Here is a 26341-nt window from a genome sequence, read left to right as displayed (position 1 = left end):
TTAAGCCTTTGCCTCCACAGACCGTGCTTCTAAAATCAACGCATCTAAATCAGCGGCAGATACACGGCCATACACTTCGTCATCCATCATCACAGCAGGTGACAGCGCACAATTACCTAAACAGTATACTGGCTCTAAAGTAATTGCTTCATCATTTGTAGTTTGGTGATAATCAATATTTAAGCAAGTTTTAGCATGCGCTTCTAACGCTTCCGAGCCCATAGACTGACAAGATTCAGCACGGCAGATCTGCATCACATGGCGGCCTGGCCTGTGCGTACGAAAATGGTGGTAAAAAGTTACCACGCCATGCACCTCAGCCACAGATAAACTTAAAGCCTTAGCTATTTGTGCATAAGAAGACTCTGGCACATAACCAACATTATCCTGAATAGCATGTAACAACGGCATCAATGCGCCAGGCATGCTTTGAAGCTCTTTGATTAAGGCATCAACCTTAGTGTGTAATTCTTGTTTTGATTCTATCTCTTGCAACTTATTCTCTCCAAAACAACTAACATTATATTTGCATACATATTAGTATAATACACTTGTAACAAGCTATCCAATTCGACAATCAGTGATAAAAAAAGTGCCTAATTCCGCTCAAAATCTGCAACCTAAGTTAACAGACCAATTTGGCCGCGCGATTGATTACATTCGTCTATCTATTACTGACCGCTGCGATTTTCGTTGCGTATATTGCATGGCAGAAGAAATGACCTTTTTACCACGTGACGAAGTGCTTAGCCTAGAAGAGTGTGCGCGCCTAGTTAAAATTTTTGTCGGTTTAGGTGTAAATAAAGTACGTATTACTGGTGGCGAGCCCCTAGTACGTAAAAATGCATTATGGCTATTTGAAGAGATTGGCAAGCTAAAAAACTTAAATGAGTTAGTGCTTACTACCAACGGAAGTCAATTAGAAAAACAAGCGCAGGATTTAAAAAATGCTGGCGTTAAACGCATCAACATCAGCGTAGACAGCTTAGATGCGGCACGTTTCAAAAAAATTACCCGTACAGGTGAGCTTGATAAAGTGTTGCGTGGCATACAGGCCGCCAAATTAGTAGGCTTTGAAAACATTAAATTGAATACAGTGTTAATGCGCGGTATGAATGATGACGAAGCACTTTCGCTAGTCAACTTTGCTATTGCACAATCCATTGATATTTCATTCATTGAAGAGATGCCTTTAGGCGATGTCAACCACATCAGAGAATCAACATTCTGCAGCAATGAAGATACACTTAAAATACTTAAAAGTGAATACCCACTCATAGCCAGCACAGAGACTACAGGCGGTCCGGCACGATATTGGCGCGTGGCAAATACAGATACAAAAATAGGCTTTATATCACCACACTCACATAATTTCTGCGAAAGCTGTAACCGCGTACGCATCACCTGCAAAGGTGAATTGTATTTGTGCTTAGGCCAAGAAGATAAAATCGATTTAATGCCTCTTTTACGAAGGTACCCAGAAGACGATCAACCGATAATTGATGCAGTTTTAGCGAGCATGGCAATTAAACCCAAAGGGCATGATTTTGATTTACGACGTGCGGCACCCGCAGTGATTCGATTCATGTCGCACACTGGCGGGTAATGGCGTCCATTTCAGCCATCATTCTTTCAGGCGGCCGCGCCACCCGCATGAACGGCGTAGATAAAGGCTTGGTCTTACTGAAACAAAAGCCGTTAATTCAACATGTGATTGAACGTTTGGCGCCTCAGGTCGATGAAATCCTCATTAACGCCAATCGCAAAATTACCCACTATCAAACCTTCGGCTACACAGTGCTAAAAGATGAAGTTGAAGACTTTTTAGGGCCACTAGCAGGCTTTAGTTTAGGCTTGCAACATGCCGAGCATGATTACCTTCTCACCGTGCCTTGCGACTCGCCTTTGTTACCACTGGATTTAGCACATCGCTTAATGTTAGCTTTGCTTGAACACAAAGCAGAAATTGCCGTAGCAAGCAGTGATGACAATACGCACCCTGTATTTTGTTTATGCAAAAAAAATGTGCTGCCCTCACTTACAGCATATTTACAGCAAGGAGAGCGCCGCGTTAGCGCTTGGCAAAAAAGCTTAAATTATATTGAGGTAGATTTTAGTGACTGCAGTGATGCATTTGTTAATCTAAATACGTTTGAAGACTTAGCTGCTTTAGAATTAAAACTAAATAACACCCAAAACCAAAAATGAGCGCCCATTATTTTTCGAGATTTATCTCGAAAAATAATGGGCGCTTGTATCAGCTAAACGCGACCGTTTTCTAAAATACCCCACCATCGGAATGCCTGATAAAATGAAGCATTGGGATGACACACCAACCTTTAAGTTCCGATACCCCACCATCGGAATGCCTGATAAAATTCTGTGTGAAATGCCGAGAATTCCAAACACGTTCCGATACCCCACCATCGGAATGCCTGATAAAATAACTTAACCGTAAGGCACTACAGGCAGGTAGTTCCGATACCCCACCATCGGAATGCCTGATAAAATTGTGTAATAACGCAAAACTGGAGGTTTAATGTTCCGATACCCCACCATCGGAATGCCTGATAAAATTTTTTAATAGCGTGTGCATGTCTGTTACCTGTTCCGATACCCCACCATCGGAATGCCTGATAAAATAAACCTCGCCCTCTGACGTGACGAAAACTGGTTCCGATACCCCACCATCGGAATGCCTGATAAAATAGTAAGTGATTCATTTGTACGATTGCCTATGTTCCGATACCCCACCATCGGAATGCCTGATAAAATTGCGCCTGTTGTTTTAACTGCTTTGACAGAGTTCCGATACCCCACCATCGGAATGCCTGATAAAATCAATTTAAGCTCTGGAATGCCATAATAATAGTTCCGATACCCCACCATCGGAATGCCTGATAAAATTTTTATCGATCCTTTAACTGGGCAGATTAAGTTCCGATACCCCACCATCGGAATGCCTGATAAAATACATCTTAGTGGCTTGTTGACTAAAACAGGGTTCCGATACCCCACCATCGGAATGCCTGATAAAATTTTTGGGGCATTAACGAAGGCTGGTCTACAGTTCCGATACCCCACCATCGGAATGCCTGATAAAATTTGTTTATTTGCTTATCAGCAATTCAATAAGTTCCGATACCCCACCATCGGAATGCCTGATAAAATTTTTAACTCTTTGACCAGTCCAAACATGGGGTTCCGATACCCCACCATCGGAATGCCTGATAAAATTACAGGCGGCAGAACGAGTGCTGAAAATATGTTCCGATACCCCACCATCGGAATGCCTGATAAAATCACAATCAAAAGCCAAACATTTAAAACCGAGTTCCGATACCCCACCATCGGAATGCCTGATAAAATTGTTCCTAGCGGTTTCAGCTGCTCAGGTGAGTTCCGATACCCCACCATCGGAATGCCTGATAAAATTTTCGAAGATAAATTTAAACCGCTCTTACGGTTCCGATACCCCACCATCGGAATGCCTGATAAAATTTATGAAGTTGCAAGTGTTGTTATTTATGAGTTCCGATACCCCACCATCGGAATGCCTGATAAAATTCAAATTCTGGGGGCTTGTTTATCTCTTTGGTTCCGATACCCCACCATCGGAATGCCTGATAAAATCATTGAGCCCTGCGATATTAGATATAACACGTTCCGATACCCCACCATCGGAATGCCTGATAAAATTATTGCGCGTATGCTTCCGCGTGTTCACATGTTCCGATACCCCACCATCGGAATGCCTGATAAAATACAGACCGATGAAATGCCTACGCGTTTGGCGTTCCGATACCCCACCATCGGAATGCCTGATAAAATAACCCCAAAAAAATAGCTTGCAAGCCTAAAGTTCCGATACCCCACCATCGGAATGCCTGATAAAATCATCACCATCATTGTTATTGTCATTAGTACGTTCCGATACCCCACCATCGGAATGCCTGATAAAATTCTGTTTTGGTTTTGGCTCTAGCCCGCATGGTTCCGATACCCCACCATCGGAATGCCTGATAAAATCATGCGCGCGCACAGGGTGTTTATTTCAAGGTTCCGATACCCCACCATCGGAATGCCTGATAAAATAGATTATTCACAATCTATTGTTTTAAATGGTAATTGTAGTTAAAAAAGCTCAACTTGCTCTGGCATGTTGGGCTTTTTCCTTGTGGGGCGTGTACCAAAAAATTCTTTGGTCATGCCGTATTGTTTGTCTGTAACGATAAAAAAAGCCACTTGTGCGTCTTTTGGAATGAGCGGACGCAGCCTAATAATCGTCGCCTCACCCACCGCAAGGGTTGGAAAATGGTGTACATAAAGCGAATTTTGCAGTTGCACAAAATTTTCTTGCAACAAACTTTTGCGAAAAATAGTGTAATCGTGCCGCGCATCAGAGTCTATCATCGGGCAATCATATACACATATCACCCACATTACGCGCCACCCATTTACGCCCATGATTCTTCATCATCTGCTTGCGTAAGCATATCTTCTGGCAGGCTTAATTGCTTGGCTCTGCCATCTAATATGCGTACAAAGCTCGCCACACTTTCATTGATGGCTGCGGGTAGGCGGTAGCCAGCACCGTTAAGTTTAATTTCTTGGGTCACAAAATTTAGCATTTCTTTTCGCACTTGGCTGTTAAATTCGCCCGCATGGTTGCTTGCAACATGCCGCTCCACCACAAAGCGATACGGCTCAATAAAGTCATCCGCCAAATTGAAAGGATTTTCCATACTGCAATGCCCTAAACCTAACGCAGGGTTTAAACCTGCCATCACTAAAGACCTTGCAATCATTGAACGCAACACCGCGTAGCCAAAATTAAGCCGTGCGTTAATCGCGTCTTCCGCACCTTGCTTTTCACGACTAAATTCAGCCTCAAACAAATACGCCCAATAATGTTTTGCACCCTGCCCCTCGCATTTAGTTTTGTCAGCGGGTTGCACTTCTTGCGCTAAACGCTCTAACCGTAATGCGCCTTTGCGGTTTAAGGTGCGTAAGTTTGTGGCTTGCGTATTAAGCCTTGCCTGCACAAGGGCTTGCCACAGCTTGCCTTTGGTTTCACTACTATCGAACACCATTTGCTGACGTAGCCGTCGCACTAAATCGCCATTGCCCGCATGCGGCAAAAACCATGCGCAGGGGTGGTGGATTTCATCGGTCACCAATACACTCGCACCCGCTTCTGCCAAGCCTCGCAACGCCTGCACTGATACTTGGATTGTATGATGATGCAAACACAACACGGCAATGTCTTTGGGCAATACGAAGTGATCGTCGAAGCCGTCCCGCCTAATGCGTAACCTGCCTAAATCGACTGAAAGCGAAGCAGGATTTTCAATGAGCAGAATACGGTGTTCTGACATAGCTAATCAAGTCGTTTTAATCGTATTACTTGACTAAAAGAGACTTTCTTCTTACCTGATTCAGCCTCTTTAATTGCATCAAATGCACGTGGGTCAACAATAGGAATTAAGAACACACTGCCAACAGCAGCGAAATACCCTATTCGGTACTTTTTACCGTCTTTACTATCTAAAACCGTATCACCTTTATGTAAACGCACCATATTTTCAGATAATGGTTTACGTTTGCGCTTCATGGCTTGGTGCGTATTAACAAGCTCTTGTTTGCCTATACGGCCATCAAACATTTCCGTTTCAAGATAAGCATAACCAGCATTAGGTAACCGCTTCAAATGCTCACGCCCATCTTTGCTAGTATGGCTAATAATCGCCACATCATCCGCATAATTACCTGTAAAACATTTCACCTTTTTAATCTCTACGCGCTGACCGTACATTGTTTGGTAAATAGGCATAGCCAAGGCTTCAGGGGCAGATTTACCCGAAGCAATTCTACTTTCAAATTCTTTAAAAATAATTTCTCTAATCGTTACGCTCACAATACTTTGAATGGCTTTATGCGCTTGCTCTACCGTGCCTTTTTTGCGGTCAATTAAATCTGCCACTTTAACGCGCAAAGCTAATCGTGCTTTATCTTCGCCCTCTTTAACCGCTATCCCATAGGCCGTTTCTTGAAATATCGCCCCATCAGGATAACGGTCAGGCTTAATTGAAAGTGGGCATTCTCTAATGGCCGCTAAAGCTACTTCACGCACATTTTTAATCGGCGGCTCACCAACTTCTAACCTAGGCTTCTGCCCTCTCGCCTCGCGCTCGCTATCTATTTTGTATTGGCTTGCCATTTTTTGAAACAAGCTACGCGAAGTCAGTCCAATGGTTATCGCATCAATCAAATGATGTCTGTGGTCTATACGTTTATTGAGTTTTCGGTCGGTATGGCGCGATTTATCTAAATGCCCATGACTATCTAGCACCCTGTGACCTTCCCACACGTCACGATATTTTTCAAAATCTTCCACGCTGATGACTTGCATTTCTTCATCTAAAATCGGCAATCTTTCTTCCGCTCGCGCTTGCGGAATCACCGTTTCCAGCTTCCATTTACGGCGCAACATGGCAGTGAGTTCGCCGCGCGAAACTGAAACGGGCGTTTTGCAAACACCTTGCAACCATTGCGCGGCTTCTTTGGCTATCCATGAGGTTTGGTGAAATTGTCTATCAGCAAAGCCGTCAATAGATTCATCTGTCAGCACTTCTGCTTCAAAGTCTGCTAGCAATAATAACTTGGCTTTACGAAATTGCCTGTTATCAACAAAGTATTTAGCCCGCACTTGTATGATTTGCCAGCGATTATCATCATGCCCCCATGCTTGATAAGGTGTGCGATTGCCTTTTTCTTGATTGCAATTGCGATGCGCTAAGACAATCTCGCTACGCTTTAAACCCACTTGCGTGAGCGATTTTGGCAGAATATGCTCGTATTCAGTTTCTGCGCCATTGAGCGCATCACCCAAAGTGATAGGCTTGGTACAATACGGGCAATGCCCTTTGCCTTGCTCTACCCAAAGCAAGTAACGGCGCACACGTGATGGCGTAACGGTTACACCGTGATTGCATATTTCATCTTCTGCCTTAATGCGTGCAGTGCGATTTTTGTTATTTTCACTTTCACGTTCATTACGCTTACTCACGCCCACGCTCATCTCACGAGCCATTTCCACCACAATTTGCTCTGGCTGTGCGCCTAAATCCGCCATCATGCGGTTTAACACATAGCGCATTTGGCGTAGCGAGCCATCCACCACGGCGTTGCCAGTGCTTAGCGCAAAATCCAGCTTATCTTTCAACGCAACAGGCTTATTAAAACTTTCTGGGTAACATACGCGAACCGCAGCATCTTCATCAGGTCGCATTTCACCTTGCCAGCCATCGAGCCACCACGGCGTATCTAGCCAATCAATCAGCTTTTTGAGTGCTTTAATTGAGTAAGAGGCGCGCCCACCCTCAAAGCCCATTTTGCTTAGTCGGTCAAATTTCTCATGGCTTTTTAACAAGTTGATAAACGCCACAAAAGCCTCTGGCAATTGACGCATGGTGCCGTCTGCTTTAGCAAAACGTGTATGCCACAGTGGGTCATCTAACTGCTCAGGCGAGCCTAAATCAGCCAAAAAGTTAATCACTTGAATTTGTGTGCGCTCGTCTAACGCCTGCCACGCATCACCCAAATCTAACTTACGAAATACTTGGTTGGTTTTGTTACCTGGTATTTCATCACGGCTTAATCTATCTAAATTTAAGCCTTTGGTTTCAGGTTTGGGGCTATCTGCGGTTTCTAGTGCTTTGTAAATCGCTTCAAATTTCACTACGTCTTTTTCATCACACAATTGGCGGATTACTTGTTTTTGCGCTGCTGATAATTTCTCTGCCCGTTTACCCGCACCCCAACGTAAATCAGCCAGTGTTTTTTCAATTCTAAAATGCTGAAAAGCCAACTGCGCACGTGGTGCGCGAGCTAATGTAGGCTCTAATCCACATTGCCCCACCATGCCACCTACGGCTTTTAATGGGCGTTGATAGAAAATTGCACGATGAAAAGCTTCTTTAAGAGGTTTGCCTTCGTGTTGTGAATTTAAGATTGGATAAAAGGCAGATTGCGTTTGCCAGATTTGCTCAAATTCCACAACTAGCTGACTACGCAGTGCGTAAAGGTTTTTGCCCTCAGTGGTTTTATCTTCAGGTTCTTTAATTTTTAACTTGGTTGGCTTGCCGTTTAACCATCGCTGATATAAAAATTCGCCCAGAGTTACAGCATCAAGCCCTTTACTTTGCGCCAATGCCTGCATCTCAGTTTTGAGGTCATGGTTGCCACCTTCCACTTCTCCGAGTTTTGCGCCTTCTTTCTTAGGACGAAATTCACCGCCATATCCTCGCCGCTTACCCAAGCGAATAAACACACGGATTAAATCGGATAATTCAATTTGTTTACGTGCGGCTTGCGCACGAATTTCTAAAAGAGTGCGCCCACTATCAATAGATGGCTCAATTTGAATACCTAACAAAGACGATAAAGTAGCAATCGCTTTGGTTCTACCTAAACGTCTATCAATTTGACGTCGTTGCATACGCGCGGCTCGACGACCCGCTTTTTTAGACTTCAGCCCTGCTTGGCTTTTTTCTAACGGCTCATCAAAAATTCGCACGTGCTTCCAAACCAAATCTAACGGATTATTACTTTCATCAAGTGAAAATGCCGCTACGCCTAATGAAGCCGTCCCCACATCCAAACCAACACGATAACGCATGCTATTGCCCTTTATTGTTATTGATGTAACAATGCCAATATATCAGGTATTCCGATGGTGGGGACTATCGGCAACAAGGGTTCGTGTAAAAGCGACCCACCGATATAAGGGGCAAACTTAGGTTTGCCCTTTTCTTTATATTGTTACCCATAGACTGAAATTTAAGTATCATCACTTAATTTTGTTATCTAGATTTTTAAATAAACACACTAAAATGACTCAGCCAACCACCATTTCACAGTTAATTACCAACCCCAGCTGTATGGATGACTACGACCCAAACTCCATGCCTGTAGCTAAAGCACGGCAATTTATCAAACAGTTTTTAAGCCCTGTGATGGAAACTGAGCATTTATCGATACGTGAGAGTTTAGGGCGTGTATTAGCTGCTGATATATTATCACCATCTAATGTGCCAAATTACGATAACTCAGCAATGGATGGTTATGCGTTTAATGCAGATGATATCAACCTTGAAAAATCTACAGCGCTTAAAGTAATAGGCACTGCATTTGCCGGAAAAGCTTTTGACGGTGAAGTTAAGCCCGACGAGTGCGTGCGGATTATGACTGGCGGCATGATGCCTAGGGGAACTGATACCGTCATTGTGCAAGAAAGAGTGACACTGACTGGTGATCAAATCAATTTCTCCGAAGCGCCAAAACGCAAAATGAACGTACGTTATGCTGGCGAAGATTTACAGCAGGGCCAAATGGTATTGGGTACAGGCCACATGATACGCGCGGCGGATTTAGGGCTAATTGCTTCACTGGGTATTGGCAAAGTGAGCGTTTATCGTAAGTTAAAAGTTGCTTTTTTTTCTACCGGCGATGAATTAGCAAGCGTAGGTGAACCTTTAAATACAGGCCAGGTATACGATAGCAACCGCTACACGCTTTATGGCATGTTAAGTCGCTTAGGTGTTGAAATTATCGACTTGGGCGCGATTGCTGATGATGCTGAATTACTTGAAAGTACACTGCTTAAAGCCGCAGAACAAGCCGATGTTGTCATTACCAGCGGCGGCGTTTCAGTAGGTGAGGCAGATTACATGAAGTTACTTTTAGCTAAACATGGCCAAGTAGTATTTTGGAAAATCGCCATGAAACCAGGGCGGCCTCTTGCTTATGGTAAAGTTCAAGGAAGCAAAATAAAAGCCGCGCACTATTTCGGCCTGCCCGGTAACCCTGTTGCGGTGATGGTAACGTTTTATCAATTTGTGCGTGAAGCGATGCTCATGTTAATGGGGCAAGCCAGCCCTGCACCTTTACCAATATTCAATGTAGTGTGCACTGAAAATATTAAAAAACAAACTGGCCGCACTGAGTATCAGCGTGGCATATTATTTACTGATACTGATGGTGTATGGAAGGTAAAACCAACGGGAGCACAAGGCTCGGCCATTTTAAGTTCCATGTCACTGGCCAACTGTTTTATTGTCCTAAATGAGTCTATAGGCAATTTAGAGGCTGGCACTATTGTACAAGTGCAAGTGCTGGATGGTATTGTTTAGTCGTGATACTTTTGTACTTAGCTAAATTTTTTCTATTTAGCTCAATTACAATACGGTATCAGTGACTGAGCAGGCTTGTTGTATAATTTTCAATTGGTTTAATTTTTTCAATCAAACTCTTCAAATTTGTTAGGTATTTTTTTGTTTTGAATCTCGCAGTTAAACATTCCACTATTAATGAAAATACTCTTATCTGGGCCATTATCAGCTCAATGCTATTGCACGGCTTGCTGGCTTATGTAATTCCTAATCTAAAATCTGATGAAGTTAAGCAACCTGATTTAATAGTTGTGCAGTTGGCAAAGAAACCTGAGCCGCCGCCAGTTGCAATACCAGAGCCTGTTCAGCCGCAACCTGAGCCAATTAAACCCAAAGTTAAACCTGAACTAAAACCCATCGTCAAACCCTTACCAACACCTACTGTGGTGAAAGATGAGCCTACGCCTTACCAGCCACCACCTGCCACAGTAACGCCTCAAACTGAGGTGATTGCAGTTTCCCCTAAAACCGATGCTACGCCATCACCTGTGCCACCTGCACCTGTGGCCATACCTGAACCACCAAAACCTGTAGGCCCAAGCCAAGAAGACATTGATGATGCGCGCGGTAGATATGGCAACACTTTATGGGGGGCCATTGGTAAACACAAACAATACCCGAGAATCGCACAGATGCGTGGCTGGCAAGGTGAAGCTGTTGTCGAGTTGCAACTTGATGGTAATGGCAAGCTTAAATCAAAAAAAATTATTCAGTCTAGCGGATATGAAAGTCTAGACAAACAGGCATTGGAAATGGTTGAAAAAGCATCGCCTTTTCCTGCCCCGCCAGAATCTTTGCGCGGCAATAATTTTAGTATCAAAGTGCCCATCCCATTCAAGCTTGAAGAACAGTAATCAAATATTTCCCAGACAACTGTGATTAAAAAAAACAGATCTCTAAAAGACTTACTGCTCATTCACGAGCTGGCTTTCATTTTACTTATCATACTAGCTGCCGCAGCGGGTGCAATCGGCATCCATTTGTGGGAAAAATCCAGCCAAGAAGCGAGTCGAATTAGCTCGTTAGTCACAGAAGTTCAACAAACTCGCGGCGACTTGTACCGACAAATGAAAGAGTTATTTGATGCCTATTTTTTAGATGACGAAGGCGCGCAAGCTGAATATGATAACTTTACAATTACAGTAGAAGCGCACTTTGTTGAATTAAAAAAAATTACTGTTGGCGAGGCTGAAAAAGCAGCCATTAACGACCTTCATGAAAATTACAAAAAATTTGTCATTGAAACACCTGCACTATTTAACCAATATCAAAGTACTAATAGCGATGTACTGAAGCGCGCCTTAAATACAGACATAGAAACAGGCCTTTTTAAGCGTTATGAAGAAATTCTTGCGCGCACTGAGGAACTACTTCATCAAAAGCAAATTGAGCTTGATAGCCAGCTTATAAAGACCAAACAAACCTCAACTATATTACTTATTATTCCACTGGCTCTTGCTGTGTTATTACTCATATTTTCAAGAGTGTTTCTAAAACGCGCCATTGTAAAACCGCTGAATGACGTATTAAAAGCAACGTCTGAGATCAGTGCTGGCAACCTTACTTTTAGAGCACCAGATGAAGGTGTTGCAGAGCTTGCTGCCGTTTCAAACGCTATTAATAACATGGCAGATAGATTAATAATTAGTCAGGAATCTTTAGTACGAACAGAAAAACAGGCGGCACAAGGTCTACTGGTTCCCATGCTGGCACATAACATTCGCAATCCATTGGCGAGTATCCGTGCAACCGCTCAGGTGATGGACGATCCTGGACTAGACCTGGATGCGAGAGAATCAATACGCGGCATCATTGATACTGTTGACAGGCTGGAACGCTGGACTGGTGCGTTGCTAGCTTATTTACTGCCGCTTAAACCTCAGCCTAGCTATACCAGCATCAAAGATATTATTGAAGGGGCGTTGGCGCCGCTTCAGCAAAAAATTAAAGAGAAATCAATACCACTCACACTTCCGAAGTGGCCTGAAAATATTACTGTTTTTACAGACCAGCATTTATTAGAGCAGGTAATCTACAACTTAGTCTTGAATGCAGTTGATGCTTCAACAAAAGGTAGTGGTATAGAAATCATGCTTAAAGTTAAGCCTACAACATTTACACTCCAACTGCTAGATCGCGGTTGTGGCATGCCGTTTACACCAGACCCAAGCGCGATGAGCGCGCCAACCACCAAAAGATTTGGGACTGGTTTAGGCATTCCTTTTGCATTTAAGGTATGTGATGTCTTAGGCGGTGAGCTAAAGTTTGTTGCCCGACCTGGAGGCGGCACGATCATTACAATCTTATTACCTAAAACTTTAAACTTATCAGTTAATTAAAAGTGGAAATTAAAAAACATATTGAATGTCCTATTGGTAAGAAAATTATTAACAACTAAATAATGTAATTTTCATGGCATATGCTATTGCCTTAAGCTGGCTTTTTATCAACAATGGAGGGAGGCTCTCACTTACTATGGAAACATCAATGCTCAATCACGCAGTACCCGATTTTCAGTTACCCGCAACCAGCGGTAAGTCTTTTCAGTTAGCAAACCACCTTGGTAAGAATTTAATCCTCTATTTTTACCCAAAAGATTCAACGCCAGGATGTACCACGCAAGGCATCCAATTTAGAGATGCTTATGCAGACTTTCAAAAACATAATACCGAGATTTTTGGTATATCACGCGATAGCTTAAAATCTCACGAAAACTTTAAAGCTAAATTTTCCTTTCCGTTTGAATTACTGTCAGACACTGAAGAACTAGCCTGCACATTATTTGGCGTGATGAAAATGAAAAACATGTATGGTAAACAGGTGCGTGGCATAGAGCGCAGCACATTTATAATAGATAAAAATGGAGTATTGGTAAAAGAATGGCGCGGTGTTAAGGTAGATGGGCACGCTGCAGAAGTGCTTAATTTCATACAAACACTTTAAAGTAAATCACAAAACTCACTTAACCACTTCAACTGAAAGAATTTCATGGCTAAAAAACAGTTAATTGCCACTAAACTTTTTGTACTTGATACGAATGTGCTAATACATGACCCTTCTAGCTTATTTCGCTTTGAAGAACATGACATATTTCTGCCGATGGTGACACTAGAAGAGCTGGATAACAATAAGAAAGGTTTAACTGAAGTTGCACGCAACGCACGCCAAGCCAGCCGTAATCTTGAGGAGATTGTCGGTACAGACTTAACTAACCTCGAGCTTGGCTGCCCGCTAAACGTCAATGGCAATCGACATTTAACTGGCAGGCTGTTTTTACAGACAATGCAAGTTACTGCCGAGTTACCAGGGCTTGCAGGCCTGAAAGCAGACAACCAAATTTTAGCCGTTGTGCTGGATTTACAAAAAACCAACCCAAGCCGCCATGTTATTTTAGTTAGCAAGGACATTAATATCCGCATTAAAGCGCGTGCCATGGGCATGTCTGCTGAGGACTACTTTAACGATAAAGTATTAGAAGACACCGATCTTTTATATAGCGGCATGAAAGAACTGCCTGCCGACTTTTGGGAAAAACACAGCAAAGCCATGGAGTCATGGCAGGAAGCTGGTCGTATGTTTTACCGCATTAACGGGCCGCTTTGCAAATCATTTTTAGTGAATGAATTTGTTTATTATGAGTTTGAAAAACCTTTTCACGCCATGGTGCGAAGTGTGGATGGTAACAGCGCAGTTCTAGAGGTGGTTAAAGACCATCTCAATCCTAAACACAACATTTGGGGCATCAATGCACGTAATCGCGAGCAAAATTTCGCACTCAATTTATTAATGGATCCTGAAATAGATTTTGTAAGCTTGTTAGGTCAGGCCGGAACAGGAAAAACATTACTGACGTTAGCCTCTGCACTTACGCAAGTACTCGATAAAAAAATCTATTCTGAAATCATTATGACGCGTGTCACAGTGTCAGTCGGTGAAGATATTGGCTTTTTACCAGGTACCGAAGAAGAAAAAATGGGCCCATGGATGGGGGCACTTGACGATAATTTAGATGTCCTGAATAAAAGTGATGAAGATTCTGGCGAATGGGGGCGTGCCGCCACACAAGATTTGATTCGTAGCCGCATTAAAATTAAATCACTCAACTTTATGCGTGGACGTACATTTTTAAATAAGTTTTTAATTATTGATGAAGCACAAAATTTAACCCCTAAACAAATGAAAACACTCATCACGCGCGCAGGCCCAGGCACCAAAGTAGTTTGTTTAGGCAATATCGCACAAATTGACACGCCCTATCTCACTGAAGGCAGCTCAGGCCTTACCTATGTTGTTGATAGGTTCAAAGGCTGGGGCCACAATGGTCACATTACTTTACTGCGTGGTGAACGCTCACGCTTGGCAGACTTCGCAGCAGAAATTCTATAGGTGTCAATCGCCAGGTTATCTATCGCAATGTGTCATTTAAAAACCAATCATAAGCACGATTACTGCTACATTAAAGGTGAAGTTTAATGAAAATGTGTAAAGGTTTTTACACATTACTCATGGCGCAATTTTTATCTGCCTTGGCTGATAACGCATTGTTGTTTGCTGCCATTGCATTACTGGCACAAATGAGTGCGCCAGACTGGCACACACCATTACTGCAACAGTTCTTTGTTATTTCTTACATAGTACTCGCACCTTTTGTTGGCTCATTTGCTGATGCTCTACCTAAAGGGCGTGTGATGTTTATAGCCAATGCCATCAAATTTATTGGCAGCCTCTCTATGGTGTTTGGCATGCCTCCTTTATATGCCTATGGCATTGTGGGCATAGGTGCGGCAGCATACTCACCTGCAAAATACGGTATTTTGACTGAACTTTTACCACCTGAGAAACTCGTGAGTGCTAACGGCTGGATGGAAGGCTCAACAGTCATGGCAATTATTTTAGGGGCAATTATTGGCGGCATCATGGCAAGTGATGACCCTTATTTCGCCATGATTATCATCACTTTACTCTACATGCTTGCCGCCATATTTAATACCTATATACCAAAATTACCCATTGATCACAAACTCCCCAAGAAAAATCCTGTATTTATGCTAATTGATTTCTGGTATTCATTCAAAGCACTGTGGAAAGATACACATGGACAGGTTTCGCTGGCCGTTACTACGCTATTTTGGGGTGCTGGTGCTACATTACGGCTGGTGGTAATTGCGTGGGCAGCCAGCTCACTGAGTTTTGGCTTAGAGCAAGCTACGCAACTCATGGCGCTCCTTGCGGTGGGTATTGCAGTTGGCTCTGTAATTGCGGCGCGCTATATAACATTAGAACATTCGACTAAAGTACTACCCGCTGGCATCATTATGGGGGTACTTGTCATCATCATGGCGTTTGTTCAGCATTGGCAAATGGCAGCCTTACTGCTATTTATAATTGGCGCGCTTGCTGGTTTCTTTGTAGTGCCACTCAACGCATTATTACAACACCGTGGGCATGAGTTAATAGGTGCAGGGCACTCAATTGCCGTACAAAACTTCAACGAGCATATTGGGATATTGGTAATGCTCGGAGCTTACCTACTGATGGTCAAAGCTGAAATCTCCATCAATCTGATTGTTGTTGCATTTGGACTTTTTGTGAGTTTATGCATGACAATTATTCATCGTCGTTACCGTCACTTAAATTAAGCTTTAATATTCATTTAAGGCTACAGAAATCCACATCACATATAAGTTAATGAAGCTTCACTTGTGACTCTGTGCGCCTTGTAATGGTACGCGCCAGCGTTTGCAATGCCATACTCCAAAAACCGTGTAACGCCATCAGATGCATTTTATACAAGGATTGATACATAAGCCTTGCAAACATGCCTTCAATAAATAAACTGCCTCCAGAAAGTGCCCCCATTAAATTACCAACGGTTGTATATCTACCTAAATTTACTAAAGAGCCGTAATCTCTATAGGTAAACTGCGGCAACTCTTTTTTACCGGTTACACGGCATTTGATTGTTTTAATCAGCATAGAAGCCTGCTGATGCGCCGCTTGGGCCCGGGGTGGTACAGTTTCATCCGTATGACCAACCCACGGGCAAGCTGCACAATCGCCAAAGGCAAATATATTTTCATCTAAGGTCGTCTGTAATGTCCGATTCACCACAAGCTGATTGATGCGGTTTGTCTCTAAACCATCAATTTCATGCAAAAAATCTGGCGCTTTAATTCCCGCAGCCCATACCACCAATACAGATGGAATAAAGCGACCACTGTGCGTATGTACACCTTTATCTGTCACCTCGGTAACACGCTCCCCTGTATAGAGATGTACCCGCAGTTTCCTAAGCTCCAGTTCCACTGAGTTAGAAAGCTTTGGAGGAAGTGCGGGAAGTACGCGACTACTCGCTTCTATTAATGATATTTGTATATCGCGGTCCGGATCAATCTTATCCAGCCCATAAGCCGCAAGCTCCCTAGTTGTATTATGCAACTCTGCGGATAACTCTACGCCTGTCGCCCCTGCCCCAACAATCACCACCTCTAATTGACCTGCTTGAACCGGTGCTACTTGAGTTTGCGCACGTAACAGCGCATTGTGTAAACGTCTATGAAACCTCTCTGCTTGATCTTGCGTATCTAAAGCAATTGAATGCTCACCAGCACCTTTAACACCAAAATCATTGGTTGTACTGCCTACAGCAATAATCAATGTGTCATATTGCAATGTCCGGCGCGGAATTACCTCAATACCATCTTCATCATAGTATGGAGAAACGGTTATTTCGCGTTTAGCCCTATCAAGATTATCCATGCTTCCTAGGCGAAACTTAAAGTGATGCCAGTGGGCTTGTGCAAGATAATTTAACTCATGTTTGTCGGGATCCATACTGCCAGCGGCAATCTCATGCAATAGCGGTTTCCACACATGCGTTTTAGATTTATCAATCAAGGTAATAATCGCCTTACCTTTACGCCCAAGGGAATCACCAAGCCGGGTTGCCAACTCAAGCCCGCCAGCACCACCGCCCACGATAATAATATGATGCAAATGTTGCTGTTTATTGATACTCACGAAATCCCCCGCCCACTATTTAAATGACCATCATAAAGCAAAAACGCGCTTACTGTTCTGCAGTAAGCGCGTTTCTTATACAAAACAAATAATTACTCGTTACCTGTAATCCCTGTACTTACACTGCGAATCCATGCAATCACCTTTAGCGTCTCGTCAACAGTAACGCCATTTTTAGGGTCTGTTGGATCCATCAAGCCAATACCTTTAGCCCCCATACCGCCATTGGTACCGTGCCAAATCGTTTCAAACATACCTTTGTTGGTTGCATTTTTAGCGTACTTAAAGTTAGGTCCAATCAAGCCAGTTGCTACCGCACCTTCAGCATGGCCACCATGACATGCAACGCAAGAATACATTTGAAATACTTTTTTACCTTTTACAATTGCTTCATCGTTACCAATATAAGGGTTTTTACCAGTTGCTAAAAAATCTTTAGCTGCAGGAGTATCAAATAAAGCAGCATCTATTTTTATTGGCGCACCGTCTTGCGTTGCAACAAATTCTATCGCTTTAACTGCCGCAGCCTCGGGGGCTGATCCACCAGATGAAGCATCAGAGCCAGATTTATCACATGCGCCTAACGTGGCTAAAAGCACTGTTAAAAGTAAATATTTATTCATATCAATTATTTCCATTCATTGTCATAAAAATGTAACTGTATGTCATTTTACAATAAAACAATAAAAAAACGGCCATACAAATGACCGTTTTTCATGCTACTTTAATTTAGCTTACCTAATTACTCATTCCCTGTAATAGTAGAGTGACTACGAATAAAGGCAACTACTTTTAACAAATCATCCACTTTCAAACCTTCAGTTGGATCATCTGGTACCATTAAACCTAAACCTTTTGCACCCATACCGCCGTTAGTCCCGTGCCAAATCGTTTCAAACATCCCTTTGTTTGTTAGATTTTTGGCATATTTCATCGTAGCACCCGTTAAACCTGGGGCAATTGCTCCCTCACCATGACCACCGTGGCAGGCATTACAGGAATATAAGTTATATTTCTTTTTACCAGCTTTAATAGCCTCCTCATTACCTACATATTTATTCTTTCCTGTTGCTAAAAATTCTTTAGCTACAGGCGTATCAAATGCTTCCGGCTTAATGTTCAGAGGTGACCCATCTTGCGTTGAAACAAGTGCAATATCAGCTGCTATTGCATTTACAGAAACCAAGCCCGTCAACGCGAACAAACTAACAAACAATGCTGACTTTAATGTTTTATTGCCTAACATGCTTTCTCCTAATCTTTATCACAAAAATAAGCTACGTATCTTTTATGCTAACGCATTACTGACCGTGTAACTACACAACGCACTTATTATTTAATCGGTTGACGCGCCACCTAAATAACACGCTGCTAATCTACAGCTATACATCAGCGCATCAAATCCAGAAACATGGACATACCAATATAAACACAGCTTTTAATTATACAATACCCATTCCACTTATTAAAGTGCCATTGTGCTTTTTTGACGTAGTCTGCTTAAGTTAAATTCAATATTATGATTACTTAAATGCAATCTAATTAATAGCCGTAAAACTACGGCTATTTTGAATTATGGTTAAATTATTTTGCCTCTTGAGTTTTATTACTTGCCCCATATTTTTGGTAGGATTTAGCCAAGCTATCACCTTCAACTACTGCAACGTGTGGAATACCATAATCATCTAGTATTTTAATAATTTTATCCTGGTTTCTATCTAATGCGCCCTGAATCATGGCCATACGTTCCTTGTCCTTTTTACGGACGCCAACAGAAATATTCCAAAATTCCTTACCTTTAGCGTTGTTAGTTTCATATTCCGGGATTAGTGCGACCACCATTGGCACTTTCGATTGCTTTGCAAAGTATCCGCCGATTGGACCCCAAGAAATAGCGATATCAATGTCACCTTTTGCCAAGTCATCAATCATAAAGCTAGGTGGTAAATTTAAGTCACGTTGAATACGATATGGCCGTGCGTTACCGATTAAATTATTAGCATCCATCGGTATAGTTGCAGGGCTATGGTCAACTACGCCAATAAAACCTTTGCGTAAATCAGGCGAACTCCAATCAGTAATGTTGAAATTACTGTCTTTACGCCACACAAACACATGCCCAGAACGATAATATGGCTTAGTTGTTCTCATTGCATCATTGTCTGCAGTAGTACTCATCACCACATCACAACGCATAGCATTTAATGTATTTCTTAAAAATCCCTGGCGATTATAGGCATAGGTATAGCTTAATTTCCTACCTAAATCCTTTGCTAATACTTCAGCAATTTTATCTTCAAACCCCTCTTGCTTCGAGTTAGAAAAAGGCATGTTATCCGGGTCTGCACACACTTTAAACTCTGATTCATCCACAACACGTCTAACTTCACCCATGCGGCCTTCATCAGCGTTAAGTGATGGAATGTCAGGCTCTGCCGCTTGGCTGATATTAGCTGACACTGCCAGCAGCGCAATCAATGCTATCTGTTTCTTAACATGTTTTAACATTTCTTATTCCTTAGTTGTTAAATATGTAGCTTATCAAAAGCCACTTGCCCTCTTTGGAGTGCTTTTCCATTTAAAAAGTTCTCTTCATTTGTAAATGCCAAAACTCGACATAAAAACAACTATACATTGTAACCAATTTGATGCTTTGTAAGGATTTTTTTGTAAGCGTAATTACTACAGAATTACTACAGAATTACTACAGAATTACTACAGAATTACTACAGACATAAAAAAACACCTCGCCGAAGCGAGGTGTTTTATTGAACTAACTTGTATTAACTTATAACCAGTTTTTCAACTAAATTATAGTGCGAATACTGATAATGCACCGCCGCCAGGAGCCGCGTTGTATTTAACTAGTTCTGCATAACCACCCGCAGCGCCTAAAGCGTCTGTTGGGTTAGTCATACCAAGGTTCATTGCAACGCCAGCCCAGCCACCGATACCTGATAGCACGCCAACGTGTTGTTTACCTTTGTGACCGTAAGTGAATGCATTACCAATCACGCCAGAACCTACTTGGAATTTCCAAAGTTCTTTACCTGATTGTGCATCAACAGCCTTGAACCAACGATCTAAAGTACCGAAGAACACTAAGTTTGAAGCAGTTGTTAAAGCACCACCCCAAGCAGAGAATTTCTCTTTGTTGTACCATACTTTTTTGTTGGTCATTGGGTCATAAGCAGCAAAGCCACCCATTACACCGTCAGGACCCGGGAACATAGTCAATGTCGCACCAACCCAAGGTTGACCAGCAACATATTTAGACTCAACTGGCTCGTATGTCATACATACGTGGTTCAATGGAGAATACATTAAACCAGTTTTTGGTGAGTATGCCGCTGGTTGTTGGTCTTTAGTACCCAATGCAGCTGGGCAAACGCCTTTAGCATTGTAATCCTGGTGAGTTGAAGCTGAAGCCAATTTGTTTGGCACGCCAGTTTTCAAATCAACGCCAGTGGCCCAGTTTACGAATGGGTGTACTTTTTCAGCAGCAATTAATTTACCGCTTTCAGCTACCCAAGTGTAAGCGAAACCGTTACGGTCATGGTGCCAAGCGTAAGTTTTGCCACCTTTGTCGAACAAGATTACTTCGTTAATACCATCATAATCCCACTCATCATGTGGAGTCATTTGCATACCCCAACGAGCCATACCAGTGTCTAAATCACGTGCGAAAATAGTCATAGACCATTTGTTGTCACCTGGACGGACATCTGGATTCCAAACTGATGGGTTACCTGTTCCGTAGTAAACCAAGTTTGTTTTTGCATCATACGGCCACCAGCCCCATGTTGAGCCGCCGCCATGTTGCCAGCCATCTTTAACCGCTTGTGGTTTCAACCATGTGCGTGTACCTAATTCTTTTTCGCCAATTTTCAATTGGTCATTAGGAATCATTTTGAAAGAACCGCCTTGTTTGTTACCGCCGTTTACGTCTTGGTAAACTGACAATGCACTGTACTCAGGTGTATCTTTATTGAAGCCTTCACCAATCAACGCTTCAGCATCTGGGCCTGTTGAGTAAGCTTTCCATGCCAATGAACCGTCTTTAGCGTTGTAAGCTGCCAAGAAGCAACGTACACCGAACTCAGCACCTGAACAACCAGTGATGATTTTATCTTTAATCACGTGTGGCGCGTTAGTGTTTGTAGCACCAACTTTTGGATCATTTACCAATACTGACCATACTTTAGCACCAGTTTTAGCGTCTAAAGCCACCATGTTGCCGTCATTTTGTTGTAGATAGATTTTACCGTCGCCGTAGCCTAAACCACGTGAAACGTTATCGCAACATAAAACAGCTTGTACTGATGGGTCTTGTTTTGGGAAATAAGACCAAACGATTTTTTGATTGTCGTTTAAATCAAGTGCGTATACGTTGTTTGGGAACGCTGTGTGTACATACATCATGTTACCAACAACTACTGGTGAACCTTCGTGACCACGGTTTACACCGGTTGCGAATGTCCAGGCAGCTTTAAGGTTTTTAACGTTACCTTTGTTGATTTGTGCCAAAGCGCTGTAGCCTTGGTTGTTGTGCTGACCACGTGGGTGAGCCCAGTTGTTTGCATCTTTCATTGCTGCTTCTTGGTCTGCTGCTGCTGATGCTACCATTGGCATTGCCACTGACAGACCTGCAACCAAACCTAATGCTAATTTGATCTTGTTGATTTGCATATTAATCTCCAAAGTTGAACTACTAAGGGTTTATAAATAATTTCTCTTACCCACTAAAGTTTTGATGTATTCTCAAATTTTTAGCAACTAATTGATCTTATTTCTCATCACATTTTCATGTGCGTACAGCACTATATTCTAGTCACACACGAATTGCAATACATTAGTTACAATTTACTTACAATTAGTTCATGTTTTATACAAATAAGTGTTTTGACGAATGATAGTTAATGCTAATATTTAAAAAAAATCATTTATAATCAAATAGAAAGATAAATTTTGCCATGCAAAATAAAACTTACAACTTATACCCGGAAATAGATTATTTTGATACAAACACCTTAAATACAGGCAATTCTCACGAAGTTTATTATGAAGTTTGTGGAAGTCCAACCGGGGTGCCTGTGGTGTTTTTACATGGTGGCCCAGGTAGCGGTTGCAATCCGACACAGCGCCGTTTTTTTGACCCTGCGTATTACCGTATTATTTTAATTGATCAGCGCGGTTGTGGTCGCAGTAAACCACAAGGCTCTATAGAAAAAAATACCACCGATGATTTGGTCAATGATATTGAGGCGATTCGGGCTATATTAGGGATTAAGCAATGGCTGGTGTTTGGCGGGTCTTGGGGTAGCACCCTAGCTCTTTGCTACGCGTTGGCATTTCCTCAGCGAGTAACAGGATTGATATTACGCGGTATATTCTTAAGCCGGCCTTCCGAGTTAAGCTGGTTTTTGGGGCAGGTTAAGACATTTTTTCCTGAATCTTGGGATGCGCTATGCGCTTACCTTCCAGACAACAAAAGACATAACCCTTTAGAAGCTTACGAACAACTTATTTCTTCCGATGATATCAATGTAAATATTCCTGCGGCTATTCGCTGGAATGCATTTGAGGGCAGCATCATGAGTTTACTTCCAAGAACTCCAGCTTCCGTAAGCACTTCCAAAGCCGACAGTGAAATCAATGGGGAGACTGAACTTGCGCGCGCTAGAGTACAAATTCATTACATACAGAATCATTGCTTTGTAGGTCACCGTGATTTACTTGCAGAAGCTAAAGCAAAACTAGCGCACATGCCAACGCAGATAATTCAGGGCAGGTATGACATGGTTTGCCCACCTATTACAGCATGGGAGCTTAGTCGCGCGATGCCGCATGCCGAATTTCAAATCATTCAAGATGCGGGGCATTCTGCAATGGAGACTGGCATCACTTCTGCACTTGTTGCTGCGACTGAAAAATTCAAGCATTAAGCTAAGATTTTTTTCAGCTTAAATATTAAAACTTATAGTCAATTTCCACTGTTGCGCTAAACTTTACTTTAATGAAAAAAAATCCACTTACCGATAAACCAGATAGCGAATTACAACCTAGTAAGCATAAGTTAACTTACAGTCTGCAAAACGCAATCAACAAGCCACGCAGTGCTTATGCTAAGCAACGCTATAGCACGCCACTATTCGTCTTGCGCGAAATGCTCAGCGCCATTCGACGGCATAATACATTTGGCTTATCCGCGTCACTGTCTTTTTACGCCATGCTGGCACTCATTCCGATGGTATTGTTAATGTTCTTCACAATCAGCCATTTGGTATTTAGCTCCGACTATGCGGTGGTCAAGCTCGCAATTATTATGGGTAATTTAGTACCCAGGTTTAGCAGCGCAATTATGGTAGAAGTGTATAACGTATCTCAACACAAGGCTGCTTGGGGTGCAGCAGGGCTGTTAGTTTTGCTATGGGCGGTTACGCCTCTGGCGGGGGCTATGCGCTCAACTTTTTATACGATTGCAACGCTGGTTGAAGCGCCCTCATTCATTCGTCGAAAATTAAAAGACATGATTGCAGTGGTGGGTGTGTTGCTGCTGTTTTTTTTATTTACCTTTGCCGGCCACATGCTGGAGAAAATCATTGCATTTTTAGTAGCCAACAATCAATTGTTTCAATATGAAATTTTAGCTACATTAGCCTCGCTAATGCTAACCACTTTGCTGATTGCAGTATTCTATTTTGCTTTCTTCCCAGTTCGCTTATATATAAAGCATATTTTTATTGGCGCGCTGTTTACCGCTGTACTTTGGTTATTGATGCGACCAGCGTTTACTTTGTTTCTATCCATCAACGAATCATACGGCTCTGTTTTTGGCAGCATGAAAAATTTGTTCATTTCAATTACTTGGCTATACGTTAACTTTATTGTTTTTTTGCTAGGCACCGAGCTGATTGCCACTTTACGAAAAAAAGATGTGCTCATATTAAAAGGGCTCTTTACAGATCAAGCACAAAATGCACAGTCACCTAAATCCAAACCAGAATCCAACTACTTAGATAAATTGATGCAACGCTACGGTAAAAGCTATCAAAAAAACGAGCACATATTTAATCAGGGGGATTTAACACGCAACTTGCACTACTTGGTAAATGGGCAAGTTCAGATTGTTAGAAAAGGCAAGATCATCAACACAATAGAGGCTGGTGAATATTTCGGCGAAATGGCGCTGCTTTCAAACTCGCCAGCAAATGCGGACGCTATCGTCACCTCTGAACAAGCTGACGTAGTTTTAATCTACCCAGACAACATTGAAACATTGCTGTTAGATGAACCTAAAGTGGCGATGATGTTTTTACGCCAGATGGCCACAAGATTACAAATGCGTAATGATTAGTTTTAATCTAAAATGTACTCATTACAAGTTAAGCGGCCCCTTATCATGGCAAATCAAACACAGTCCACCACCAAGCAACCCAGTCAATTAGAGATGCAGCCAGTTTTAAACCTGTTTAATGCTGGCAAACTTGCAGAAGCCGAATCTGCCGCAAAAAAACTGGTGGCTCACTACCCTAACACGTTTATTCTTTATCAGATTTTAGGGATTGCTCAGGATGGCCTTTCTAAGTTTGCTGACGCGGTTGAAAGTTATACGAAAGCACTCGCTATTCAGCCAAATATGCCCGACCTTCTTTTCAATTTAGGCATTGATTTAACCAATGTAGATAGATTACCTGAAGCAGAAACAAGCTACCGCAAAGCCATTGCATTACAACCTCGATTTTTTGAAGCGCACGGCAATTTAGGTACGGTCCTGCAAAAACAAGGTCGACTTGAAGAAGCGATTGAAAGCTACCGCAAAGCACTTGATATTCATGAAGACCCTAGAGGTCATTTTAATCTGGGCACCGCATTAAGAGACGAAGGCAAACTAGACGAAGCTATTTCGCATTTTAGACATGCAATTAGCATGTTTCCCAATTACGCAGATGCGCACAATTATTTAGGGGAATGTTTACGCGACCAAGGCAATATGGAAGATGCCATTAAAAGTTACCTAGATGCTCTTAAGCTAAATCCTGGCCATCCAGGTGCCAATTACAATATGGGCGAATTTTGTTACCTCGCCGGGCGTTTTGATGAAGCAGTCACTTATTTTGAAAAATCAAAGCTGGATGACTGGCAAGAACGCGCACTTTACTGCACTTATAAAGCCGAACACTTTGACGACTTTAAAAACAAATTAGACAACATTGCTAGCACCCATAAAAAACATGACGCGCCATTTTTAGCCACATTGTCCACGCACTATGCCACCAATTTTGGCGTAGAAGACACTTATAATTTCTGCAAAAACGGCTTTGATTTTGTCTATCAAAAAAGCATTCCGGAATTAGCCGAACCAGATAGCCAGTTTCTTAAAGATTTACTGAATGACATCGACAACACCGCCATTGAAGTGCGCGCACAAGGCATGATTATCAATGGCAAGCAATCAGCTGGCAATTTATTCAAACGGCCTGAGGCTTCTTTTAGACGATTAGGCGAAATAGTCAAACAAGAGTTCCTCAACTACAAAAATCGTTTTGCTGGCGCCGATTGCGAACTCATTAAATCATTTCCGAATGAGCTGGAATTTACTAGTTCCTGGTACGTCAGGTTACGCCGTGGCGGCTATGTAGATAGACACATCCATGAAGTGGGTTGGATTAGCGGAGCGGTGTATCTCGTCCTGCCAAAAGACAAAAAAGACCCTACCGAAGGTTGTTTTGAATATGGCTTACACGGTGACAACTATCCACAAAAGCACAATAACTTCCCAGTGGGCATTGCCACCCCAAGTGTAGGCGACATTGTATTATTCCCATCTTCCTTATTTCACCGCACCATCCCCTTTAACTCTAATGAAGAACGTATTTGTATTGCTTTTGACTTAAAACCAGAAGGTGATATTTTTATTAGATCCAGTTATTAATCAATCGTCGAATGTGTCAAAATTAAATACTTAATCGTCGAAAGTTTGACAATTAACCTCAACATCAATAACAAAAATACTCAACTCTTCTAAAGAGCATATAGTACTCAGATTATCATTTACTCCATTTAACTATTGATTTACTTAGATAATT

Annotated in this window: 20 protein-coding genes and 1 CRISPR repeat array; of the genes, 11 read left to right on the top strand and 9 right to left on the bottom strand. The window is 42.2% G+C overall.

Annotation, left to right across the window (positions count from 1 at the left end; genetic code table 11):
• Complete coding sequence (locus Q8J82_RS03655; protein WP_304892180.1) at positions 1–495, bottom strand: formate dehydrogenase subunit gamma; 495 nt, start codon at positions 493–495, stop codon at positions 1–3.
• Between the two features lie 85 nt (positions 496–580).
• On the opposite strand from Q8J82_RS03655, the gene moaA reads away from it, so the two are divergent.
• Together moaA and mobA are read left to right on the top strand one after the other, a co-directional pair.
• Positions 581–1606 carry a GTP 3',8-cyclase MoaA gene (moaA, locus tag Q8J82_RS03650; RefSeq protein WP_370653587.1) on the top strand — a complete coding sequence of 342 codons (1026 nt, stop codon included), beginning with the start codon at positions 581–583 and terminating at the stop codon, positions 1604–1606.
• Positions 1606–2208 (top strand): molybdenum cofactor guanylyltransferase MobA, encoded by a 603-nt coding sequence (gene mobA / locus Q8J82_RS03645; RefSeq protein ID WP_305252089.1) that lies wholly within the window; start codon positions 1606–1608, stop codon positions 2206–2208. The genes moaA and mobA overlap by 1 nt, the downstream gene beginning before the upstream one ends.
• A gap of 69 nt (positions 2209–2277) precedes the next feature.
• A CRISPR array of direct repeats spans positions 2278–4095; the repeat unit is 36 nt; unit sequence GTTCCGATACCCCACCATCGGAATGCCTGATAAAAT.
• Positions 4096–4134: 39 nt separating this feature from the next.
• Here mobA and cas2 read toward each other — a convergent pair.
• Genes cas2 through cas9 form a run of 3 tightly spaced genes read right to left on the bottom strand, consistent with a single transcriptional unit; the run spans position 4135 to position 8680 of the window.
• Positions 4135–4467 (bottom strand): CRISPR-associated endonuclease Cas2, encoded by a 333-nt coding sequence (gene cas2 / locus Q8J82_RS03640; RefSeq protein ID WP_304891174.1) that lies wholly within the window; start codon positions 4465–4467, stop codon positions 4135–4137.
• The gene (gene cas1 / locus Q8J82_RS03635; protein WP_304891173.1) at positions 4458–5378 is read right to left on the bottom strand and encodes a type II CRISPR-associated endonuclease Cas1; all 921 of its coding nucleotides are present in this window, start codon (positions 5376–5378) and stop codon (positions 4458–4460) included. The genes cas2 and cas1 overlap by 10 nt, the downstream gene beginning before the upstream one ends.
• Before the next feature lie 2 nt (positions 5379–5380).
• Complete coding sequence (gene cas9, locus Q8J82_RS03630; RefSeq protein WP_304908955.1) at positions 5381–8680, bottom strand: type II CRISPR RNA-guided endonuclease Cas9; 3300 nt, start codon at positions 8678–8680, stop codon at positions 5381–5383.
• A 214-nt stretch (positions 8681–8894) separates the two neighbouring features.
• Here cas9 and glp point away from each other — a divergent pair, with 214 nt between their 5' ends.
• From glp to lplT, 6 genes are all read left to right on the top strand, one after another.
• Positions 8895–10193 carry a gephyrin-like molybdotransferase Glp gene (gene glp, locus Q8J82_RS03625; protein WP_304890222.1) on the top strand — a complete coding sequence of 433 codons (1299 nt, stop codon included), beginning with the start codon at positions 8895–8897 and terminating at the stop codon, positions 10191–10193.
• Between the two features lie 146 nt (positions 10194–10339).
• Positions 10340–11086, top strand: coding sequence for an energy transducer TonB (locus Q8J82_RS03620; protein WP_305252090.1), 747 nt, complete (start codon positions 10340–10342; stop codon positions 11084–11086).
• Positions 11087–11107: 21 nt separating this feature from the next.
• Positions 11108–12571: a HAMP domain-containing sensor histidine kinase gene (locus tag Q8J82_RS03615; protein WP_304890219.1), complete on the top strand. Its 1464-nt coding sequence runs from the start codon at positions 11108–11110 to the stop codon at positions 12569–12571.
• Between the two features lie 148 nt (positions 12572–12719).
• Positions 12720–13175 carry a peroxiredoxin gene (locus Q8J82_RS03610; protein WP_305327956.1) on the top strand — a complete coding sequence of 152 codons (456 nt, stop codon included), beginning with the start codon at positions 12720–12722 and terminating at the stop codon, positions 13173–13175.
• Positions 13176–13220: 45 nt separating this feature from the next.
• A complete protein-coding gene (locus tag Q8J82_RS03605) occupies positions 13221–14618 on the top strand; it encodes a PhoH family protein (RefSeq protein WP_304890217.1) in 1398 nt (465 codons plus the stop codon).
• Positions 14619–14710: 92 nt separating this feature from the next.
• Complete coding sequence (lplT, locus tag Q8J82_RS03600; protein WP_305327955.1) at positions 14711–15871, top strand: lysophospholipid transporter LplT; 1161 nt, start codon at positions 14711–14713, stop codon at positions 15869–15871.
• A 46-nt stretch (positions 15872–15917) separates the two neighbouring features.
• Here the strand turns inward: lplT and Q8J82_RS03595 are convergent, their stop codons facing one another.
• The 5 genes from Q8J82_RS03595 to Q8J82_RS03575 form a co-directional block, all read right to left on the bottom strand.
• A complete protein-coding gene (locus Q8J82_RS03595) occupies positions 15918–17252 on the bottom strand; it encodes an NAD(P)/FAD-dependent oxidoreductase (protein ID WP_305327780.1) in 1335 nt (444 codons plus the stop codon).
• A 92-nt stretch (positions 17253–17344) separates the two neighbouring features.
• Positions 17345–17875, bottom strand: coding sequence for a c-type cytochrome (locus tag Q8J82_RS03590; protein ID WP_304890214.1), 531 nt, complete (start codon positions 17873–17875; stop codon positions 17345–17347).
• A 119-nt stretch (positions 17876–17994) separates the two neighbouring features.
• Positions 17995–18498, bottom strand: a complete 504-nt coding sequence (locus Q8J82_RS03585; protein WP_304890213.1) for a cytochrome c — start codon at positions 18496–18498, stop codon at positions 17995–17997.
• Between the two features lie 338 nt (positions 18499–18836).
• Positions 18837–19760 (bottom strand): quinoprotein dehydrogenase-associated putative ABC transporter substrate-binding protein, encoded by a 924-nt coding sequence (locus Q8J82_RS03580; protein WP_305327779.1) that lies wholly within the window; start codon positions 19758–19760, stop codon positions 18837–18839.
• Between the two features lie 303 nt (positions 19761–20063).
• Positions 20064–21941, bottom strand: a complete 1878-nt coding sequence (locus Q8J82_RS03575) for a PQQ-binding-like beta-propeller repeat protein (RefSeq protein ID WP_304909516.1) — start codon at positions 21939–21941, stop codon at positions 20064–20066.
• 284 nt (positions 21942–22225) lie between these two features.
• Here Q8J82_RS03575 and pip point away from each other — a divergent pair, with 284 nt between their 5' ends.
• The 3 genes from pip to Q8J82_RS03560 all read left to right on the top strand — a co-directional run bounded on the left by pip (position 22226) and on the right by Q8J82_RS03560 (position 26187).
• Positions 22226–23197: a prolyl aminopeptidase gene (gene pip / locus Q8J82_RS03570; RefSeq protein WP_304909517.1), complete on the top strand. Its 972-nt coding sequence runs from the start codon at positions 22226–22228 to the stop codon at positions 23195–23197.
• A gap of 71 nt (positions 23198–23268) precedes the next feature.
• Complete coding sequence (locus Q8J82_RS03565; RefSeq protein ID WP_304909518.1) at positions 23269–24609, top strand: YhjD/YihY/BrkB family envelope integrity protein; 1341 nt, start codon at positions 23269–23271, stop codon at positions 24607–24609.
• 45 nt (positions 24610–24654) lie between these two features.
• The gene (locus Q8J82_RS03560; RefSeq protein WP_304909519.1) at positions 24655–26187 is read left to right on the top strand and encodes a tetratricopeptide repeat protein; all 1533 of its coding nucleotides are present in this window, start codon (positions 24655–24657) and stop codon (positions 26185–26187) included.
• Positions 26188–26341: the final 154 nt, after the last annotated feature.

This window comes from Methylotenera sp., from assembly GCF_030684185.1.
GTDB lineage: Bacteria > Pseudomonadota > Gammaproteobacteria > Burkholderiales > Methylophilaceae > Methylotenera.
Note: the sequence above shows the minus strand (reverse complement) of the source record. Positions and strands in the feature narration are given on the sequence as shown.

Excerpts from the sequence above, each read along its gene's own strand:
- mobA (WP_305252089.1), top strand. The coding sequence starts at position 1,606 with ATGGCGTCCATTTCAGCCATCATTCTTTCAGGCGGCCGCGCCACCCGC.
- cas2 (WP_304891174.1), bottom strand. The coding sequence starts at position 4,467 with ATGGGCGTAAATGGGTGGCGCGTAATGTGGGTGATATGTGTATATGAT.
- cas1 (WP_304891173.1), bottom strand. The coding sequence starts at position 5,378 with ATGTCAGAACACCGTATTCTGCTCATTGAAAATCCTGCTTCGCTTTCA.
- cas9 (WP_304908955.1), bottom strand. The coding sequence starts at position 8,680 with ATGCGTTATCGTGTTGGTTTGGATGTGGGGACGGCTTCATTAGGCGTA.
- glp (WP_304890222.1), top strand. The coding sequence starts at position 8,895 with ATGACTCAGCCAACCACCATTTCACAGTTAATTACCAACCCCAGCTGT.
- Q8J82_RS03610 (WP_305327956.1), top strand. The coding sequence starts at position 12,720 with ATGCTCAATCACGCAGTACCCGATTTTCAGTTACCCGCAACCAGCGGT.
- Q8J82_RS03605 (WP_304890217.1), top strand. The coding sequence starts at position 13,221 with ATGGCTAAAAAACAGTTAATTGCCACTAAACTTTTTGTACTTGATACG.
- lplT (WP_305327955.1), top strand. The coding sequence starts at position 14,711 with ATGTGTAAAGGTTTTTACACATTACTCATGGCGCAATTTTTATCTGCC.
- Q8J82_RS03590 (WP_304890214.1), bottom strand. The coding sequence starts at position 17,875 with ATGAATAAATATTTACTTTTAACAGTGCTTTTAGCCACGTTAGGCGCA.
- Q8J82_RS03585 (WP_304890213.1), bottom strand. The coding sequence starts at position 18,498 with ATGTTAGGCAATAAAACATTAAAGTCAGCATTGTTTGTTAGTTTGTTC.
- Q8J82_RS03580 (WP_305327779.1), bottom strand. The coding sequence starts at position 19,760 with ATGTTAAAACATGTTAAGAAACAGATAGCATTGATTGCGCTGCTGGCA.
- Q8J82_RS03575 (WP_304909516.1), bottom strand. The coding sequence starts at position 21,941 with ATGCAAATCAACAAGATCAAATTAGCATTAGGTTTGGTTGCAGGTCTG.
- pip (WP_304909517.1), top strand. The coding sequence starts at position 22,226 with ATGCAAAATAAAACTTACAACTTATACCCGGAAATAGATTATTTTGAT.
- Q8J82_RS03565 (WP_304909518.1), top strand. The coding sequence starts at position 23,269 with ATGAAAAAAAATCCACTTACCGATAAACCAGATAGCGAATTACAACCT.
- Q8J82_RS03560 (WP_304909519.1), top strand. The coding sequence starts at position 24,655 with ATGGCAAATCAAACACAGTCCACCACCAAGCAACCCAGTCAATTAGAG.